The following is a 16547-nucleotide window of genomic DNA, read 5'->3' as shown; positions in this document are numbered from 1 at the left end:
GTCCCACGGGGTCAGCCGAGGGCCCGGTCCAGGTTGAACGCCGCGCTGATCAAGGCGAGATGGGTGAACGCCTGCGGGAAATTGCCCTGTTGCTCCCCGGTGTGACTGATCTCCTCGGCATACAGGCCCAGATGGTTGGCGTAGGTGAGCATCTTCTCGAAGGCGAGGCGTGCCTCGTCGATCCGCCCGGCGTGCACCATGGCCTCGACGTACCAGAACGAGCAGATCGAGAAGGTGCCCTCGTCGCCGCGCAGCCCGTCGGGGCTGGCCAGCGGGTCGTAGCGGTAGACGAGGGAGTCCGACACCAGCTCCTGGGTCAGGGCGTCCAGCGTGGACAGCCACTTGGGGTCGGTGGGCGCGATGAACTTGGTGAGCGGCATCATCAGGACGGCCGCGTCGAGCACGTCCCCGTCCTCGTGCTGGACGAACGCCTGCCGGGTCTCGGACCAGCCGCGCTGCATGATCCGCCGGTAGATCGTGTCGCGGCACTCCCGCCAGCGGTTGAGGTCGGCGGGCAGACCGCGCCGGTTGGCCATCCGGATCGCCCGCTCGATCGCCACCCAGCACATCAGGCGGGAGTACAGGAAGTTCTTGCGGCCGCCGCGGGTCTCCCAGATGCCCTCGTCGGGCTGGTCCCAGTTCCCGCACACCCACTCCACGAGGGTGCACACGTCGTCCCACTGGCCGCTGGAGATCGGCTTGGCCCACTTGTCGTAGAGGTAGATCGAGTCGATCAGGGCGCCGTAGATGTCGAGTTGGAGCTGGTCGGCCGCCGCATTGCCGACCCGGACCGGCGCGGAGCCCTGATGCCCTTCCAGATGCGGGAGTTCACGTTCCGTCAGATCGGTGCGGCCGTCGATGCCGTACATGATCTGAAGGGGCCCCGAGGGGCCGTGGCCTTCCGGGCTGACGTGCCGGATGAGGAAATCCATGAACTGCTCGGCCTCGCTGGTGAAGCCGAGCCGCAGCAGCGCGTACACACAGAAGGCGGCGTCCCGCACCCACACGTACCGGTAGTCCCAGTTGCGCTCGCCGCCCAGCTGTTCGGGCAGGCTCGTGGTCGGCGCGGCCACGATGGCGCCGGTGGGCGCGTAGGTGAGCAGTTTGAGGGTGAGGGCGGAGCGGTGAACCATCTCCCGCCAGCGGCCCCGGTACTTGGAGGCGGACAGCCAGTGCCGCCAGTAGGCGACCGTGCTGTTGAACTGCTCCTCGGCCTCGGTGCGCGCACACCGGCGCGGGGTCACCTCGCCGCCGACCTGGTCCAGCGCGAACACCGCCGACTCGCCCTCGGAGAGCTTGAAGTCGGCGCGGACGTCCGGCCCTTCGGTCTCCAGGGGCACGGTGGCGGTCAGCCCGAGGGACAGCTTGGGGGACTCGAAAACCGCGACGTCCCCGACCATGCGGAGGGTGTGCGGCTGCGCGCCGTAGTCGAAGCGCGGCGCCACCCGCGTGCGGAACGGGATGGAGCCGCGGACACACACCACCCGGCGGATCAGCCGGTGCCGCTCGGTCTCCACCGTGCCGCCGTCGACGGGCATGAAGTCCTGCACCTCGCCCACCCCGTCCTCGGTGTAGAAGCGGGTGATCAGGACGTTGGTGTCGGGGAAGTAGAACTGCTTGGTCCGCGCGGGCACGGCCGCCGCGAGCTCGAACCGGCCGCCGCGCTCCGCGTCCAGGATCGACGCGAAGACACTCGGCGCGTCGAAGGACGGGCAGCAGTACCAGTCGATCGTGCCGTCGGTCCCGACCAGGGCCACGCTGCGCAGATCGCCGATCAGCCCGTGCTCGGCGATCGGCAGGTAGCCCGTGTCGTTCCCACGTGATCCGCTCATCGCAGCCTCCTGCGGATCAGCCTAAGCAGGATCGGCCACGGATGTCCTGGGAACGGCCCTCAGTCACGAGGACCGCCTCGACGACCCCGTACGGCACTGCGCACGACCGCCCGCCACGCCTACGCGCCGGTATTCACTGCACCTCGCTGCGCTCGAATGCTTGATTATGCTTGAAAGGTCGCTATATCTTGCAAGAACAATCAGATGGACGGAAGGTGCGGCATGACCCATGTCGAGGACGAGCTGACCAGTCAGCCGGAATGCTGGACCCGGGCGGCGACGGAGGCGGCGCGGCACGCAGGCGTGCTTCCGGCGCCCGGGGAGCGGGTCGCCATCGTCGGATGCGGTACCTCGTACTTCATGGCGCAGGCGGTGGCGGCGCTGCGTGAGGGCGCGGGGCTGGGGGAGACGGACGCCTTCGCCGCGTCGGAGTTCCCGTACGGGCGCACATACGACCGAGTCGTCGCCCTCACCCGCTCCGGTACCACGACCGAGGTCGTCGACCTGCTTCGGCAGGTGAAGGGGAGCACCCGCACGACCGCCCTCACCGCCGACCCCACGACCCCCGTCATGGCAGTCGCCGACGACGTGGTCGTCCTCGACTTCGCCGACGAACAGTCCGTGGTCCAGACGAGGTTCGCCACCACCGCCCTCACCCTGCTCCGCGCCCACCTGGGCCTGCACTCCGCCGGCGTCGTCGCCGACGCCCGCACCGCACTCGCGACCCCGCTGCCCGAAGGGCTCGTCGGCTGCACGCAGTTCACCTTCCTCGGCCGGGGCTGGACGGTGGGGCTGGCCAACGAGGCCGGGCTGAAGATGCGCGAGGCCTCGCTCGCCTGGACCGAGGCGTACCCGGCGATGGAGTACCGGCACGGCCCCATCAGCATCACCACCCACGGCACCGCCACCTGGATGCTCGGCGAAGCGCCGGAAGGGCTCGCGGAACAGGTGCGGGAGACCGGCGGGACATGGGTGCCGGGCATCCTCGACCCCCTGGCCGAACTGGTCCGCGTGCAGCGGCTCGCGGTGGCCGTCGCGGCGGCCCGCGGTCTCGACCCGGACCAGCCACGCCACCTCACCCGCTCGGTGATCCTCGCCCGCCCCTAGGAGACGTCGTGCCCCTGGTCACCACCGCCGAACTCGTCACCGGCGCCGCAGCCGCCCGCTCCGCCGTCGCCGCCTTCAACATCATCACCCTGGAACACGTCGAGGCGGTCATCGCCGGCGCCGAATCCCTGAAGGCGCCCGTCGTCCTCCAAGTCAGTGAGAACGCCGTCAAGTTCCGCTACGGCCGCCTCCACCCGCTCGCCCGTGCCGCCGTCACCGTGGCCGAACGCGCCGCCGTACCCGTCGCGTTGCACCTGGACCACGTCCAGAGCGACGAGCTGCTCCGGCAGGCGGCCGACGCGGGTTTCAGCTCCGTGATGTACGACGCGGCCCGGCTGCCCTACGCCGAGAACCTCGCCGCCACCAGAGCCGCAGCCGACTGGGCGCACTCCCAAGGCCTGTGGATCGAGGCGGAGTTGGGCGAGGTCGGCGGCAAGGACGGCGTGCCCGCGCTGGACGCCCACGCCCCCGGGGCACGCACCGACCCCGCCGAGGCCCGCACCTTCGTCGCCGACTCCGGCGTCGACGCCCTCGCCGTGGCCATCGGCAGCGCGCACGCGATGACCGAACGCAGCGCCACCCTCGACCACGGCCTCCTGAACCGCCTGGCCGGCACCCTGGACGTTCCCCTCGTCCTGCACGGGTCCTCCGGAGTCCGCGACGACGAACTCACCGCTGCCGTGGAGGGCGGCATCGCCAAGGTCAATGTGGGCACCGCGCTCAACATCGCCATGACGGGCGCGATCCGGGAGTTCCTGGCGGCTCACCCCGAGGCGGTGGACTCACGGAAGTACCTGAGCGTCGGGCGGGACGCGATGGCCGAGGCGGCCCGGCGGATCATCGGGATGCTCGGGCGGTGAGGACGGGCTGGTAGATCCCGGAGTCCCCCGGATCATGCCAGCGGACGTCGACGAAACCGGCCGCGGTCACGAACTCCGTCAGCTGTGAACGGGTCAGCGCCCAGGAGGTCGTACGGCGGACACGGACGGCGCAGTCGTCACCGTCGCCGGGCACCAACTGGAAGTACTCCTGGTCGTAGCGCTCGCCGTCCTCATGCCAGTGCCACAGCTGGACGGTGATCATCCGGCCGCCGTCGGAGCTCTCGGAGACCTGTACCGGTGTGGTGCGGGGTCTGGTCCGCCGGATCTCGTCGTAGTCCCGCACGGTGAGCACCAGGAGACCGCCGTCCCGCAGCACCCGCCGCATGCCCGCGAGCGCGGCCTCCACGTCCGGAGCCGTCAGCAGATGGGCCACGGAGTTGTCGGCGCAGACGACGACGTCGAACACGCCCGGCGCGAACGGTAACCGGCGCATGTCCGCGGCGGCCGTCGGCACCGGCACCCCGCGGGCCGCCGCCTCCGCCGTCGCCCGTGCGGCGGAGACCGGACTGAGATCGCTGCCGACGACCCGGTGCCCGGCGAGGGCCAGCCCGATCGCCTGGGTGCCGATCCCGCACGAGCAGTCCAGGACCCGGTGGGAACCGGGCCCCACACCGTCCTGCAGGAGACTCCCGAACACCGCCGCCTGACGCGTCATGCTCGCGTTCCAGTCGGCGAAGATCCGGTGGTAGTCGGGAGCCAGTGAGTCGTAGAAGGCGCGCACCGAGGGATCGGACATGCATCCCACGGTAGCCGCTACCGCTTCACGGCCTTCAGCACCACGAACTTCGGTCCTCCGGCGACCAGTTGACTGTTGCCGAAGAGCTTCCGCAGCTTGAGGTGGTAGCCGAGGTGCCGGTTCCCGACGACCCACAGCTCGCCACCGGGCCGCAGCGCCCGGCGCGCTCCGGTGAACATCCGCCAGGCCGTCGCGTCGGTCGTCGTCTGGTGGGAGTGGAACGGCGGGTTGTTGAGGACGATGTCGACGCTGCCCTCCGGGACGCCCGTCAGACCGTCCCCGACACGGAACTCCGCGTGTCCGGGCATGCCGTTCGCCTTGTACGTCGCCTCCGCCGAGGCCACGGCCTGGTAGGACTCGTCCACGAACAGCACCTCGGCCCCGGGGTCGGCCAGGGCCGCCGCCGTGCCCACGACGCCGTTGCCGCAGCCCAGGTCCACGATCCGGTGGGCACCGCCGCTGTCCGGGAGGTGCTGGAGGAAGAAGCGGGTGCCGATGTCGAGCCGGTCGGCGCAGAAGATACCCGCGTGGTTGACGACGGGCCGCCCGGAGGCGGCACCGATGCCGTCCGGGAGCGTGTAGCCGTACGGCCAGGGGTTGGCGGGCCGTTCCGGCGAGGGCTGCGGCTCGCAGAAGATGAGCCGGGCCTTCTTCTCGGCGAGCGAGGTGCGGGTCGGCCCGAGGATCCGCTCGAACAGTCGGAGCGTCGAGGTGTGGATGTCCTTCACCATGCCGGTCCCGACGACGACCGTGCCCTCGTGCACCGAGGGCGCCAGCCGCGACAACTGGTCCTCCAGCAGGGCCAGGCTCTTCGGAACCCGCACCAACAGGACGTCGATGCGGCCGGGCGGCGGGTCCTGCGTGGAGAGCAGCTGGACGGTGTCCGGTTCGGCGCCCGCGCGCGCGAGGTTCGCCCGGGTCGCCTCCTGGCTGAGGAAGGAGTCGTTGATCTGGGCCGGCCGATGCGCCGCCAGCGCGGAGACCAGCGCTCCCCAGCGGTCCCCGACCACCACGACCGCGCCGGTCAGCGGCACGTCCTCGGCCTCCAGATGCCTGAGCAGATACTCGTCGGAGGCGTCCCAGGCGCGCAGCTGGTCACGCGGGTCGTCGGGGTAGCGGGTGAGCGCGAGTTCGCCCCAGGGGGTCGTCATACGGTCGTCCATCGTGCGTCCAGGCTATCGGAGACGCAGCTCAGGCCCGCTCGGGCAGGATGGACCCCATGGATGCCGAGCTGTTCCCCAGGCCCCGGACGGAGATCGCGCCGGGCGCGGTGCACGTCCCGGACTGGCTGGACCCGGACCGGCAGCGCGAGCTGCTGGCGGCCTGCCGGGATTGGGCGCGCCCACCGGCTGGACTGCGCACGGTCCGCACCCCGGGCGGTGGCACGATGTCGGCCCGGCAGGTGTGCCTGGGCCGGCACTGGGGGCCCGTACGACGGTGCCTGACCTGCGGGCGAGCGGTCCGGGACAATCCCGACTGCCCCGGACCCCACGGCTACCCGTACGCCTACACCCCCACGGTCACCGACGGCGACGGCACACCCGTGAAGCCCTTCCCGCACTGGCTGGGCGAACTGGGCCGGGAAGCGGTACAGGACACACTCGGCCCGCAGCAGGCGCCATACGACATCGCACTGGTCAACTTCTACGACGCCGACGCCCGCATGGGCATGCATCGCGACAGCGACGAGAAGTCGGACGCGCCCGTGGTGTCCCTGAGCCTCGGCGACACCTGCGTCTTCCGCTTCGGCAACACCGAGACCCGGACCAGGCCGTACACGGACGTCGAGCTGCGCAGCGGTGACCTGTTCGTGTTCGGCGGCCCGTCGAGGCTCGCCTACCACGGGGTGCCCCGCGTGCATCCGGGCACCGCGCCGCCCGAGTTGGGGCTGACGGGGCGGCTGAACATCACGCTGCGCGTCAGCGGCCTGTAGCCCGTATCGCGAACGGATCATGGGAGACTCGCCCTCATGAGCGGCAAGGCGGACCCCCGGCCGGCGGGGGAAGGGACCACCTCGAGGGCACGATTGGACCGGGGGCGCGGCGCGCTCGGGCCCGCTCTGGAGCTCGTGCACACCGGACGCGCGCCCACCCGGGCCGTGCTCACCGCCGAACTCGGCGTGACGCGGGCCACGGCCGGTGCGGTCGCCGCCGAGCTGGAGGCGCTCGGCCTGATCCGCGTCGACGCCCGGCCCACCGCGGCCGCCGGTTCACAGGGCAGGCCCTCGCACCGCCTCGAGGTCGCCGAGGAGGGCCCCGTCGTCCTTGCCGCGCAGGTGCACGCCGACGGTTTCCGGGCAGCTCTGGTCGGCCTGGGCGGCCGTATCGTCGCCACCGCACCCGGCTGCGAGACCGTCGACGCAGACCCGGCCAAGGTCCTCGGCTCCGTCGTGGAGGCGGGCGCCGACCTGCTGCGCACGACCGGCAGGCGCTGCGTGGGCGCCGGACTCGCCGTACCGTCCGCGGTCGCCGAACCCGAGGGACTCGCCCTCAACCCCCTCCACCTCGCCTGGCCCGCGGGCGCCCCCGTCCGCCGCATCTTTGCCGAGTGCGTGCGCGCCGCCGGCATCACCGGACCGGCCTTCGCGGGCAACGACGTCAACCTCGCCGCGCTCGCCGAGCACCGGCACGGCGCGGGACGCGGCGCCCGGGACCTGCTGTGCGTGGCGACCGGACACCGGGGTGTGGGCGGCGCGCTGGTGCTCGACGGGCGTCTGCACACCGGCAGTTCGGGCCTGGCGCTGGAAGTCGGTCACCTCACCGTGAACCCCGAGGGCCGCCCCTGCTACTGCGGCAGCCGCGGCTGCCTGGACGTCGAGGCCGACCCGCTCGCGTTCCTCACGGCCACGGGACTTGCCCCGGGCCCCGAGCTGTCCCTGCTCCAGCAGGCCAACGACCTCGTCCGCAACCACTACGACGACCCCGCCGTCCGTACGGCCACCGAGGCGCTGATCGACCGGCTGGGCCTCGGTCTCGCCGGCCTGGTGAACATCCTCAACCCGGACCGCATCATCCTCGGCGGCCTCCACCGCACCCTCCTGGACGCCGACCCGGAGCGCCTGCGCGCGGTCGTCGCCGACCGCAGCCTGTGGGGACAGAGCGGCGGCGTCCCCATCCTGGCCTGCACCCTCGACCACAACAGCCTGGTCGGGGCGGCCGAGTTGGCGTGGCAGCCGGTGCTCGACGACCCACTGGGGTCGCTGACCCGTGACTGAACTGCTGACCGCCGAGGGACTCCGCCTGGTCGAGGTCGCCCCGCCGACGGTTCCGGCCGAACAGCGAGCGGCCATGAACCGTGCCTGGGACGAGGCCGTCCTGGCCAACCCGGCCCTCTTCGACGGCCCGGTCGCGCTCTGCGCGGGGCTTTCGCGTGACGCCGGTGAGGGTCTGGTCGTCTCCTGGTCCCGCACCACTTACCGCTACTTCGCTCTGCGCCGCGTCCCGGACGCCACCGCCCTGCGGTCCCTCTTCGTGAGCGTGGTGCAGCCGACGGACGACGGCCGCGTGTTCGTCGGCCGCATGTCCTCGTCCACCTCGGCGCCCGGCCGCTGGCAGTTCCCCGGCGGATCGGTGGAGCCGCCCACCGGGGACGAGCCGCTCGACGAGCCCGCACTGCGCAGGCACGCGGCCCTCGAACTGGCCGAGGAGACGGGCATCGCCACCCCGGCCGCCGCGCTCACCCGGTGCCTGGTCACCCACGGCGAGGACGGACAGATCGGAGTCCACTACCTGGCGCCGCCCCTGCCCGCGTCCCGTCTCCACGAACGGTTCGCAGCACTCGCGGCCGCCGAGACGGCACAGGGACGAGCCCCGGAGTTCGACCGTATGGCCCTCGTGGGCTCCGCGGCCCAACTGCCGGACCTCGTCGGACCGCACGTGCTCTACCTCGAACCCGTACTCGCCTGGCTGAACCGCCGAGTAGGCTCGTGACATGCGGATCTCCGTCTCCTCGGACATGGACGAAGCGGTGGCGCGCGCTCTCGTCGACGAGCTGCGCGCGCGGGGCCACGATGTGGTTGCTTACGGCGCCCTGAGCCCCGGCGACGACCCGCGGTGGGCCGTCTGCTCCGAGGCCGCGGCCCGCGAGGTGGCCGCGGGGACGGCCGACCAGGCCATCGTGTGCTGCTGGACCGGCACCGGCGCCTCCATCGCAGCGAACAAGGTCCCCGGCGTACGAGCGGCCCTGTGCACGGACGCCTGCACGGCCGACGGTGCCCGCCGCTGGAACGACGCCAACGTGCTGGCCCTCAGCCTCCGTCTCACCTCCGAGCCCCTGCTCAAGGAGATCCTCGACGCCTGGTTCACCGCGGAGGCGAGCGAGGACGCCGAGGACCGGGAGAACGTGGCCCGGGTGGGACGCCTGGACGCCGGCCAGGCCTAGGGCGTCCCGGTCAGGCGCTGAGCGCGCCCGCCACCTTCAGCTCCTCGTGGTCGATCAGCCATCGCACCGACTCCAGTACGGCGGTCTCCGGTTCGTAGCGCGGCGCGTAGCCGATGAGGGCCCTGGCCTTCTCGATGCTCAGGCACTGGCTGCGGGAGAGGTGCTCCCAGCTCGCCTCGGCGTGCTCCGGGGCCGTGGTCCCCCGGAACTGCTCCCAGGTCACCGGTTCCAGTGAAGCGGTCCGGCCGAACCAGCCGGCTGCCACATGAGCGAACCCGCGGACGTTGAGCGCGGTGGGGGCGACGACGTTGAAGTCCTCACCGGCCGCCGCGTCCCGGTGCTCCATCGCCCGCTCGAAGGCCTGGGCGACGTCGTCAGCGTGCACATGGTGCATCAGCTCGACGCCGCTGCCCGGGATCCGCAGTGGCTTCCCCGCCGAGAGCGTGTACCAGACCGAGGGGTCGAGGTTGCCGAGCGGGCCGATCGGCTGCCAGCCCGGACCGACGATGTGCCCGGGGTGCAGGGATGTGGTCACCAGGCCCCCGGAAGCGGACTCCTCCTTCAGCATCCGCGCGATCCGGTCCTTCTGGATGCCGTACTCCCCGACGGGAGGGGTGCCCGTGCTCTCGGAGATCGGCAGCTTGTGGCTGGGGCCATAGCGCCACACCGTGCCGCAGTGCAGCAGATGTCCGACCTCGCCACGCAGCCGTCCGACCAGCGCGGTGGCCGCCTCCAGGGTGAAGCAGACCAGGTCGACCACGACGTCCGGGTGCAGCGCGGCCACCCTGTCGCCGAAGGTGCCCTCGGTGTCCTCCCGGTCCCGGTCGGCGGTGACCTGGCGCACCTGCCGCCACTCGGGGGCATCGGTGTAGGCGGTGCGGGTGCCACGGCTGATGTTGGTCACTTCGTGGCCCGCTCGCACCAGCCGGGGGACCAGGAAGGTGCCGATGTGCCCGCTTCCGCCGATGACGACGACTCGCATGCGTATCCCCTCAGTGTCGGGCAGGACTGGTGCGCCGAGCTCGAAAGCCGGTTGCTCGTGCACATCCTGCCCCAGCCGCCTCCGACCTCGTCGACCTGCGGCGCGGTGCCGGAACGTCAGCCGAGGTCGGGCCGGCTCAGGAGGTTCTCCAGGGCGGAGCGGTCACCCTCACTGCGCAGACTCTCCAGGGGAAGACGGCGGTGCAGGACGAGCAGCAGATCACTCGCCGGACCGTGGAGGTCGGCAGCCGTCTCGTGTCCGCCGTCGACGAGGCGTGAACCGGATGCCGTGAGGTCGACCAGCCACGACACGCCCTCGGTGGCGTGCAGGCCGATCCGGACCGGCTTGTGCGGCCACGGGCCGGCGGTTCCATGGCTGACGTCGATGAACGCGGCGATGCCGTCCAGCGCCACAACCGCCGGGACGGGCCCGGGAGTTCCGGTGGCCTGCTGGGCGTCGAAGGCGTGGACGGCGGCCTCCTGGACCTGATGCCGTGCCACCGCACCACTCGTCATCGGCACGTCCGAGCCTGCCCACCAGGTCCAGCAGCCCCTCACGGGACCCGCGGTCCGCAGGGCGGCGACCAACTCCTCGGTGGCCGCGGCCGAACGGCCCAGCAGATCGGCCGGATCGGCATCGCCGGCCGCCGTCACGGTCGGCGGCCCCTCACTGGGCCCGGCCGCGACCGCAGCCGCCCAGAACCGGTGCACCCCGGTCAGGTGCTCGACGAGCTCACGGAGCGACCAGTCGGGGCAGCCCGGGACGCGCACGTCCTCATCGGGAGCTGCGGCGACACTGCTGCGCAGGGCAGCGGAGCGGTCCGCGATCAGTACCAGCAGATCCTCGAAGGCAGGTGTCCGGGTCATCTTCCCTTCGTATCACCCTGCACTGACATCGCTGCCCGCACTCAGGTTCCGGTGGCCGTGATCGACCCGCCCGTGTGGCCGTGCGCGGCGCCCCCCGGCGGCGCTGTCAGACTCCACAACGCCGCCACCGGCGGACGGCGCAGATCCGAGCGCCGTACGCACAGTCCGATCGAAAACGGCTCCGGCCCCGGACCGGCGGGGACCTCCGACAGACGGTCGCGCACCGCGCTGTGCTCCAGCACGAGGCGCGGGACCACGCCCGTCCCACAGCCGAGCGCGACCAGTGCCAGCAGCCCTTCGTGACCGTCGGGCTCACAGGCCACGTCGGGGACGATGCCGCGGGCGCGGAACCAGCGGTCGGCGGCGTCGCGGACAAGTCCGCGGTGGGGGAGGACGAACGGCCCGTTCAGGTCAGGGTCCGGACGGTCCCGCGCGGTGACGAGGACCAGGTCGGTCACCGCGACCGTCCGGCCCACCAGCCCCTCCGGCAGCCTCGCCGGGATCCCCGCCACGGCCACGTCCACCTCGCCCTCGTCCAGCCGGGCCAGCGCTGCCGCCGCGTCGCCGGTGCGCAGATCCAGCCGTACCTGGGGGTGGGCCGCGCGGAACGGTGTCAACAGGTCGGGAAGCAGGGCCTGGCAGGCGGTCACCGTCGCGAACACCGTCAAGTGGCCGGTGAGTTCGGCCGGGTCGGGATGCTCCTCCCGATAGGTGCGCCACAACTCCAGCGCCTGGACGGCGTATTCACGGAAGCGATGACCCTGGGCCGTCAAGGACACCCCGCGCGGGCCGCGGTCGAACAGCCGGTGCCCCAGCTCCGCCTCCAGGCGCTGCACGGTTCTGGTCAGGGTGGCCGGACTGACATGGCAGTCGAGGCTCGTCCGGCCGAAGTTCAGGGTCCGCGCGAGGTGCAGGAAGAGGCGCAGCTCCCGGTGATCGTCCATGTGACCTCGGTCTTTCCATTCATGCAACAGCCCGCTGCGGAAGTTGCGCTTGCTGCAACGTCGGTCTGGAGCCTACAACTCCACCATGACCTCCACCACGTACACCTCCGGCGTCTTCCCCCTGGAAACCATGGACGTCCCCGGCGGTACCGAGACCGTCCTGCGCGGCGGCCGGCACCTGTTTCCCCTGCTGCCGAGGGCCTTCGCCGGGGTCCGCCGCGTCGGGGTGCTCGGCTGGGGCCCGCAGGGCCGCGCCCAGGCGCTCAACCTCCGCGACTCACTCGCCGGCACGGACATCCGGGTGGCCGTGGGCCTGCGCCCCGGCTCCCGCTCGGCCGGCGACGCGCGTGCCCACGGCTTCACCGAGGAGGACGGCACGCTGGGCGACTGGCTCGCGGTCGCCGCCGAGAGCGACCTGGTCGTGCTGCTGATCGCCGACGCGGCGCTCGCCACCCACCACCAGGAGATCTTCGCCGTGTTGAAGCCCGGCGCCGCCGTCGGACTCTCGCACGGCTTCCTGCTCGGTCATCTCCACGAGAGCGGCGGCGAGTTCCCGGCAGGGCACGCCGTGATCGCCGTGTGCCCCAAGGGCATGGGCGACTCCGTGCGCCGCCTCTACCAGCAGGGCGCCGACATCAACGGCGCCGGCATCAACAACAGTTTCGCCGTGCACGCCGACCCCGACGGCCGGGCGGTCGACCTCGCGCTCGGCTGGTCGGTGGCGCTCGGATCGCCGTACACCTTCCGCACCACGCTCCGCAGCGAGTACCTCTCGGACATCGTCGGTGAGCGCGCCATCCTGCTCGGTGCCGTCCACGGCATCGTCGAGAGCCTGTACACGCGGTACCGGCTGGCCGGCGACGACGAGGTGACGGCGTACGAGAGGTCCTGCGAGAACGTCACCGGGCCGATCGCCCGGACGATCTCGCGTTCCGGGCTGCGGGCCGTCCGCGACGCCCTCGACCCGGTCGGTCGAGACGCATTCGACCGCGCGTACACGGCGACGTACGGGCCGGCCCGCGAGATCGTCGCGGAGATCTACGACGAGGTCGCCGACGGCACCGAGCTGCGCAGTGTGGTCCAGGCCGAACGGCGGCTCGGGGTACGGCCGATGAGCGAGATCGGCGGCTCACCGATGTGGGGCGCAGGTGACCGGGTGCGGGCGCGGCGAGGCGAACGCGAGCTGCCCGTCGACCCGTTCACGGCCGGGGTGTTCGTCGCCACCATGCTCGCCCAGATCGACGAATTCGCCGAACGCGGCCACCCCTGGTCGGAGATCGTCAACGAGTCGGTCATCGAGGCAGTCGACTCCCTGCTGCCCTACATGCACGCGCGCGATGTGGCCTACATGGTCGACAACTGCTCCCGCACGGCCCGCCTCGGCGCCCGCCGCTGGGGCCCGCGTTTCCAGGCCGCCTACGAGCAGATCGCCTACCCGGCCGCCGAACGTCCGGCGCACGAGGGCCTGGTGGCGGCTTTCGTGAGCCACCCCGCGCACGAGGCGCTGGCCGCGGCGGCGAAACTCCGGCCCTCGGTGGACATCTCGGTTGCCTAGGGCCGTTGTCAGTGGCGGCGGTTAGCCTGCGCGTCATGTTCGAGACGACTGAGGGCGACCGCGCCTTCCCGCCCGCCCTGGCCGACGTGGCCCGCGTGGAGTTCGACTACGACGACGGCGAGGGCGTCGACTTCGAGCCGTACGACGCCTTCGACTCCGCCGAGGAGACCACCGACTGGTTCCGCCACTGGACCGGCAACCACGAACTGGACGGCGACGCCTACCGGGTCTTCGGCCAGGACGGCACCGGAGGTCTCGCCGCTCTGTGGTGTGTACGGCCGGGGCGGCCCCTCGCCGAGCAGCCCGTGGTGTTCCTCGGCTCCGAGGGCGAGCGCGGGGTGGTGGCGGCCGGTCTGTCCGACTTCCTGTGGGTGCTGGCCGACGGCCTGGGACCGATGGAGGTCGTGGAGTACGACCAGTACGACGCCCGCCCGAACACGGTGCTGAGCGAACTCGCCGAGCGCCACGCGACCACCCCGCGCCGCACCGCACGGGACATCGTCAGCGCCGCCCGGTCGGAGTTCCCGACCTTCTCCGAGGACATCGACGCCCTCTGCCGGTGAGCGGTGGCAGGGGGCCCGGCGCGGCCCCGCGCGCGAGGGTCAGCGCCCGACCGGATCCGGCCACTCCACGGCCAGGGCCCGGCCGGGGTTGTCGGTGAGGATGCGTCCCACCAGCTCCGGCCCCAGCTCGGCCGTGAGCCGCGGCCGTACCCGACGCAGCAGATACGGCATGCCCGGGCCCCCGTCGACCGACCGGGCGGCCGCGGTCGTCGTGTCGCCACCGAGGAGCAGTTGGCTGCCGTGTCCCGCGTCGGCCAGGGCCCGTACGGCGTCAGGCATGCGCCAGTCCGTCGCGTGGTTGGCGCGCGAGGGGCCGTCGAAGGCCAGGTAGCTGCCGGACTCCGCGGCCTGTCGGTGCACCGTGAGGTCGGGGGAGCGGTTGAGGTGCCCGAGGATCACCCGGTGCGGCGGTACCCCCAACTCACCGCAGAGCAGATCGAGTACGTCCAGTGCGCCGGTCCCCAGCTCCAGGTGCACGGCGATCGGCGCCCCGGTCGCACGGTGGGCCTCGGCCGCCGCGGTCATGGTCCAGCGGGCATGCGCGTCGAGGGAGTGGAAACCTCCCGCGACCTTGATGAGCCCCGCGCGGACCCCCGAGGTCCCGATGCCTTCGGTCAGTTCGGCGACGAACACGTCGGCCAGCTTCCCGCGCAGTTCACAGAGCGTGCGGTCGTCGTAGTGGACGGCTTGGTGCAGGCCGGTCGCGGCGACCACGTGCACTCCGGTCTCCCGGGACAGCGGGGGCAGTTCGGCCGCCCGCCGGCCCAGCCCGTACGGCGTCCACTGCACGACGCTCTTCCCGCCCAGCGCGGCGAACGCGACCAGTTCGGCCCGCGCCGCGGGGACGCTCCGCAACTCCTGTCCGGGTAGCCGGGGACTGCCGAAGAACAGATGGTCGTGCGCGTCGCACACACCGAACCGCTCGGCAGGAATGTCCCCGGTGACCGTGCGGATCGCGCTCACCACTGTTGCCCCCGCGGCAGCCGCTCCCGCCCCGGCGCCGACACGTGCAGCACCTCGAACACGTCACCGTCGGTCTTGGGCGCCTCGTGAGCCCACAGCGAGAAGTGGACCAGCTCCCAGCGGGCCGTGTCCACGGCGGAGGCCGCGAACACCGCGCCGTCCTCCCGGGCGAGCCGCTCCGTCCCACCCACCGCGTCCGCCATCACTTCGGCCAACTCCACGCCCTCGGGCACCGGTTGACGCCGCCGTACGGCCGACCGGGCAGGGGTCCCGACGGCGCCGCCCTCCTCGTACGACAGACCCGTCCATTGCCGCACCGACGGCCGCCCGAAGTCGTTGCTCAGCCCCTGGAAGGCGCCGCCCCAGAGGAAGGTGTTCATGCCTTCCATGGTGTTCCAGAGGTAGAAGGGTGCGTACTGGTTGACGGGCGAGCCGTTCACCCCACGCTCCCGCATCAGGTACGTCTTGAGGCCGAGCCCGGGCCAGTCGTCGAGAAGATGTCCGACCCGGGCCACCCGCGCGCGGACGACGGTCATGTCGTAGTCGGCGGGCAGCGTGAGCTCGTACTGCATGGCGTGCATCCGGTGCCTCCTCAGGCGGGGTAGTCCTCGGGGGCGACGTGGGCGTCCCAGTCGGCGGTCGTGCCGTCCTGCGCGGCCTCGACGACCGCGACGTGAGTCATGAAGGTCCGTGGCCCGGCCCCGTGCCAGTGCCACTCGCCCGGCTGGATCCACACCGTGTCGCCCGCGCGGATCGGCTCGACGGCACCGCCCCTGCGCTGCACCAGACCCTCGCCCTCCGTGACATACAGCGCCTGGCCGTGCGGATGGCGGTGCCACGCGGTGTGCGCGCCGGGTGCGAAGTGGACGCTGAACATCCGTAGCCGGGACGGCGAGGGAGGTGCGGCCAGCTCGTCGAGCCAGACCGTTCCGGTGAAGTTCTCGGCCGCTCCCTGCCGGGTCCCGGGGCGCTGTCGGGTGATCTGCACGAGGTGAACTCCCTTACGACGGTGGGGGTGTGAGCAGTGCGAGCAGTCCCCGCACGCCCGTGTCGAACGCCGCGGGTGAGCCGGACGCGCGGGCGAGGACGTAACCGCCCTGCACGGTCGCGAGGATCGTCGCCGCGATCTCCTCGCCGTCCAGCCGGGACGCGAACTGGCCCTGTTCCTTGCCCTCTTCGACGATGGCGGCGATGCGTTCGCGGATCCAGTCGATCGTCTCGTCGACGGGCGCGCGCAGTTCGTCGCTGGCGATGATGTCCGGGTCCATCGTGAGCCGGCCGATCGGACAGCCACGCAGCACGTCCCGCTCGCGCCGCAGATACGCCTCGATGCGTTCGTACGGCGTGCCGGGCCCGCCGAGCGCTGCCTCCGCGGTGGCCCGCAGCTCCTCGGCGGTCCGCCGGATCGCGGCCAGCGCGAGGTCCGGCTTGCCCTTGAAGTGGTGGTACATGCTGCCCTGTCCGGCGCCGGCGCGCTCCAGGATGGCCTTGGGGCTGGTGCCCACATAGCCGCGTTCCCACAGCAGCTCACGGGTGGACTCGATCAGTCGGTCCGAGGTGCTCATACACGTACTGTACATACTAGTAGTTACAGAAGTCGAGGGTCTTTGCGGAGCAGACGAGACCGGCCCGTGTACTCCCCGGGAGGTATCCGTACTGCCGCTGCCCGTACGACGACCCGGACCCCTCCCGGAAGCCAGTCTCGAAGCATCACCGAACTCCGCGTTCAGTAATGCCA

18 protein-coding genes are annotated in these 16547 nt (G+C 71.9%); 8 read left to right on the top strand and 10 right to left on the bottom strand.

Going from position 1 to position 16547, the window contains the following annotated elements; translation table 11 throughout:
* Window positions 1–11 precede the first annotated feature (11 nt).
* Window positions 12–1832: a glycoside hydrolase family 15 protein gene (locus tag OHT57_RS05290; protein WP_328744859.1), complete on the bottom strand. Its 1821-nt coding sequence runs from the start codon at window positions 1830–1832 to the stop codon at window positions 12–14.
* 222 nt (window positions 1833–2054) lie between these two features.
* Here OHT57_RS05290 and OHT57_RS05285 point away from each other — a divergent pair, with 222 nt between their 5' ends.
* Both OHT57_RS05285 and OHT57_RS05280 read left to right on the top strand, forming a co-directional pair.
* Window positions 2055–2939 (top strand): SIS domain-containing protein, encoded by an 885-nt coding sequence (locus OHT57_RS05285; protein WP_328744857.1) that lies wholly within the window; start codon window positions 2055–2057, stop codon window positions 2937–2939.
* Window positions 2940–2947: 8 nt separating this feature from the next.
* A complete protein-coding gene (locus tag OHT57_RS05280; RefSeq protein ID WP_328744855.1) occupies window positions 2948–3799 on the top strand; it encodes a class II fructose-bisphosphate aldolase in 852 nt (283 codons plus the stop codon).
* Here the strand turns inward: OHT57_RS05280 and OHT57_RS05275 are convergent.
* Both OHT57_RS05275 and OHT57_RS05270 read right to left on the bottom strand, forming a co-directional pair.
* Window positions 3777–4556 (bottom strand): class I SAM-dependent methyltransferase, encoded by a 780-nt coding sequence (locus OHT57_RS05275; RefSeq protein ID WP_328744853.1) that lies wholly within the window; start codon window positions 4554–4556, stop codon window positions 3777–3779. The two genes, OHT57_RS05280 and OHT57_RS05275, sit on opposite strands and share 23 nt — an antisense overlap.
* A 17-nt stretch (window positions 4557–4573) precedes the next feature.
* Window positions 4574–5707, bottom strand: a complete 1134-nt coding sequence (locus tag OHT57_RS05270) for a methyltransferase (protein WP_328744851.1) — start codon at window positions 5705–5707, stop codon at window positions 4574–4576.
* A 68-nt stretch (window positions 5708–5775) separates the two neighbouring features.
* On the opposite strand from OHT57_RS05270, the gene OHT57_RS05265 reads away from it, so the two are divergent.
* The 4 genes from OHT57_RS05265 to OHT57_RS05250 are packed head-to-tail and all read left to right on the top strand — an operon-like array spanning window position 5776 to window position 8936.
* On the top strand, window positions 5776–6489 hold the full coding sequence (locus tag OHT57_RS05265; RefSeq protein WP_328744849.1) for an alpha-ketoglutarate-dependent dioxygenase AlkB family protein: 714 nt from the start codon (window positions 5776–5778) through the stop codon (window positions 6487–6489).
* Between the two features lie 36 nt (window positions 6490–6525).
* Window positions 6526–7770 carry an ROK family protein gene (locus OHT57_RS05260; protein WP_328744847.1) on the top strand — a complete coding sequence of 415 codons (1245 nt, stop codon included), beginning with the start codon at window positions 6526–6528 and terminating at the stop codon, window positions 7768–7770.
* Window positions 7763–8485 carry an NUDIX hydrolase gene (locus OHT57_RS05255; RefSeq protein ID WP_328744845.1) on the top strand — a complete coding sequence of 241 codons (723 nt, stop codon included), beginning with the start codon at window positions 7763–7765 and terminating at the stop codon, window positions 8483–8485. Before OHT57_RS05260 ends, OHT57_RS05255 begins: the two co-directional genes overlap by 8 nt.
* Window position 8486: 1 nt before the next feature.
* Entirely contained in the window at window positions 8487–8936 is a 450-nt protein-coding gene (locus OHT57_RS05250; protein WP_328744843.1) for an RpiB/LacA/LacB family sugar-phosphate isomerase, read from the top strand.
* Window positions 8937–8946: 10 nt separating this feature from the next.
* Here the strand turns inward: OHT57_RS05250 and OHT57_RS05245 are convergent, their stop codons facing one another.
* The 3 genes from OHT57_RS05245 to ilvY form a co-directional block, all read right to left on the bottom strand.
* Window positions 8947–9918: an NAD-dependent epimerase/dehydratase family protein gene (locus OHT57_RS05245; RefSeq protein ID WP_328744841.1), complete on the bottom strand. Its 972-nt coding sequence runs from the start codon at window positions 9916–9918 to the stop codon at window positions 8947–8949.
* Window positions 9919–10034: 116 nt separating this feature from the next.
* Entirely contained in the window at window positions 10035–10784 is a 750-nt protein-coding gene (locus OHT57_RS05240; RefSeq protein ID WP_328744839.1) for a maleylpyruvate isomerase family mycothiol-dependent enzyme, read from the bottom strand.
* 41 nt (window positions 10785–10825) lie between these two features.
* Window positions 10826–11728, bottom strand: coding sequence for an HTH-type transcriptional activator IlvY (gene ilvY, locus OHT57_RS05235; protein ID WP_328744838.1), 903 nt, complete (start codon window positions 11726–11728; stop codon window positions 10826–10828).
* Between the two features lie 85 nt (window positions 11729–11813).
* Here ilvY and OHT57_RS05230 point away from each other — a divergent pair, with 85 nt between their 5' ends.
* Together OHT57_RS05230 and OHT57_RS05225 are read left to right on the top strand one after the other, a co-directional pair.
* Window positions 11814–13283 (top strand): ketol-acid reductoisomerase, encoded by a 1470-nt coding sequence (locus OHT57_RS05230; RefSeq protein WP_328744837.1) that lies wholly within the window; start codon window positions 11814–11816, stop codon window positions 13281–13283.
* Between the two features lie 35 nt (window positions 13284–13318).
* The gene (locus OHT57_RS05225; RefSeq protein WP_328744835.1) at window positions 13319–13846 is read left to right on the top strand and encodes an SMI1/KNR4 family protein; all 528 of its coding nucleotides are present in this window, start codon (window positions 13319–13321) and stop codon (window positions 13844–13846) included.
* A 39-nt stretch (window positions 13847–13885) separates the two neighbouring features.
* Here OHT57_RS05225 and OHT57_RS05220 read toward each other — a convergent pair whose 3' ends face one another.
* From OHT57_RS05220 to OHT57_RS05205, 4 genes are read right to left on the bottom strand one after another with little or no spacing between them, the layout of a single operon-like run.
* Window positions 13886–14809 (bottom strand): phosphotriesterase family protein, encoded by a 924-nt coding sequence (locus tag OHT57_RS05220; protein ID WP_328744833.1) that lies wholly within the window; start codon window positions 14807–14809, stop codon window positions 13886–13888.
* Window positions 14806–15390 (bottom strand): DUF4865 family protein, encoded by a 585-nt coding sequence (locus tag OHT57_RS05215; RefSeq protein ID WP_328744831.1) that lies wholly within the window; start codon window positions 15388–15390, stop codon window positions 14806–14808. The genes OHT57_RS05220 and OHT57_RS05215 overlap by 4 nt, the downstream gene beginning before the upstream one ends.
* 11 nt (window positions 15391–15401) lie before the next feature.
* Window positions 15402–15797, bottom strand: a complete 396-nt coding sequence (locus tag OHT57_RS05210) for a (R)-mandelonitrile lyase (RefSeq protein ID WP_328744829.1) — start codon at window positions 15795–15797, stop codon at window positions 15402–15404.
* Window positions 15798–15810: 13 nt separating this feature from the next.
* Window positions 15811–16389 (bottom strand): TetR/AcrR family transcriptional regulator, encoded by a 579-nt coding sequence (locus OHT57_RS05205; protein WP_328744827.1) that lies wholly within the window; start codon window positions 16387–16389, stop codon window positions 15811–15813.
* Window positions 16390–16547: the final 158 nt, after the last annotated feature.

This window comes from Streptomyces sp. NBC_00285 (assembly GCF_036174265.1).
Classification (GTDB): Bacteria; Actinomycetota; Actinomycetes; order Streptomycetales; family Streptomycetaceae; genus Streptomyces.
Note: the sequence above shows the minus strand (reverse complement) of the source record. Positions and strands in the feature narration are given on the sequence as shown.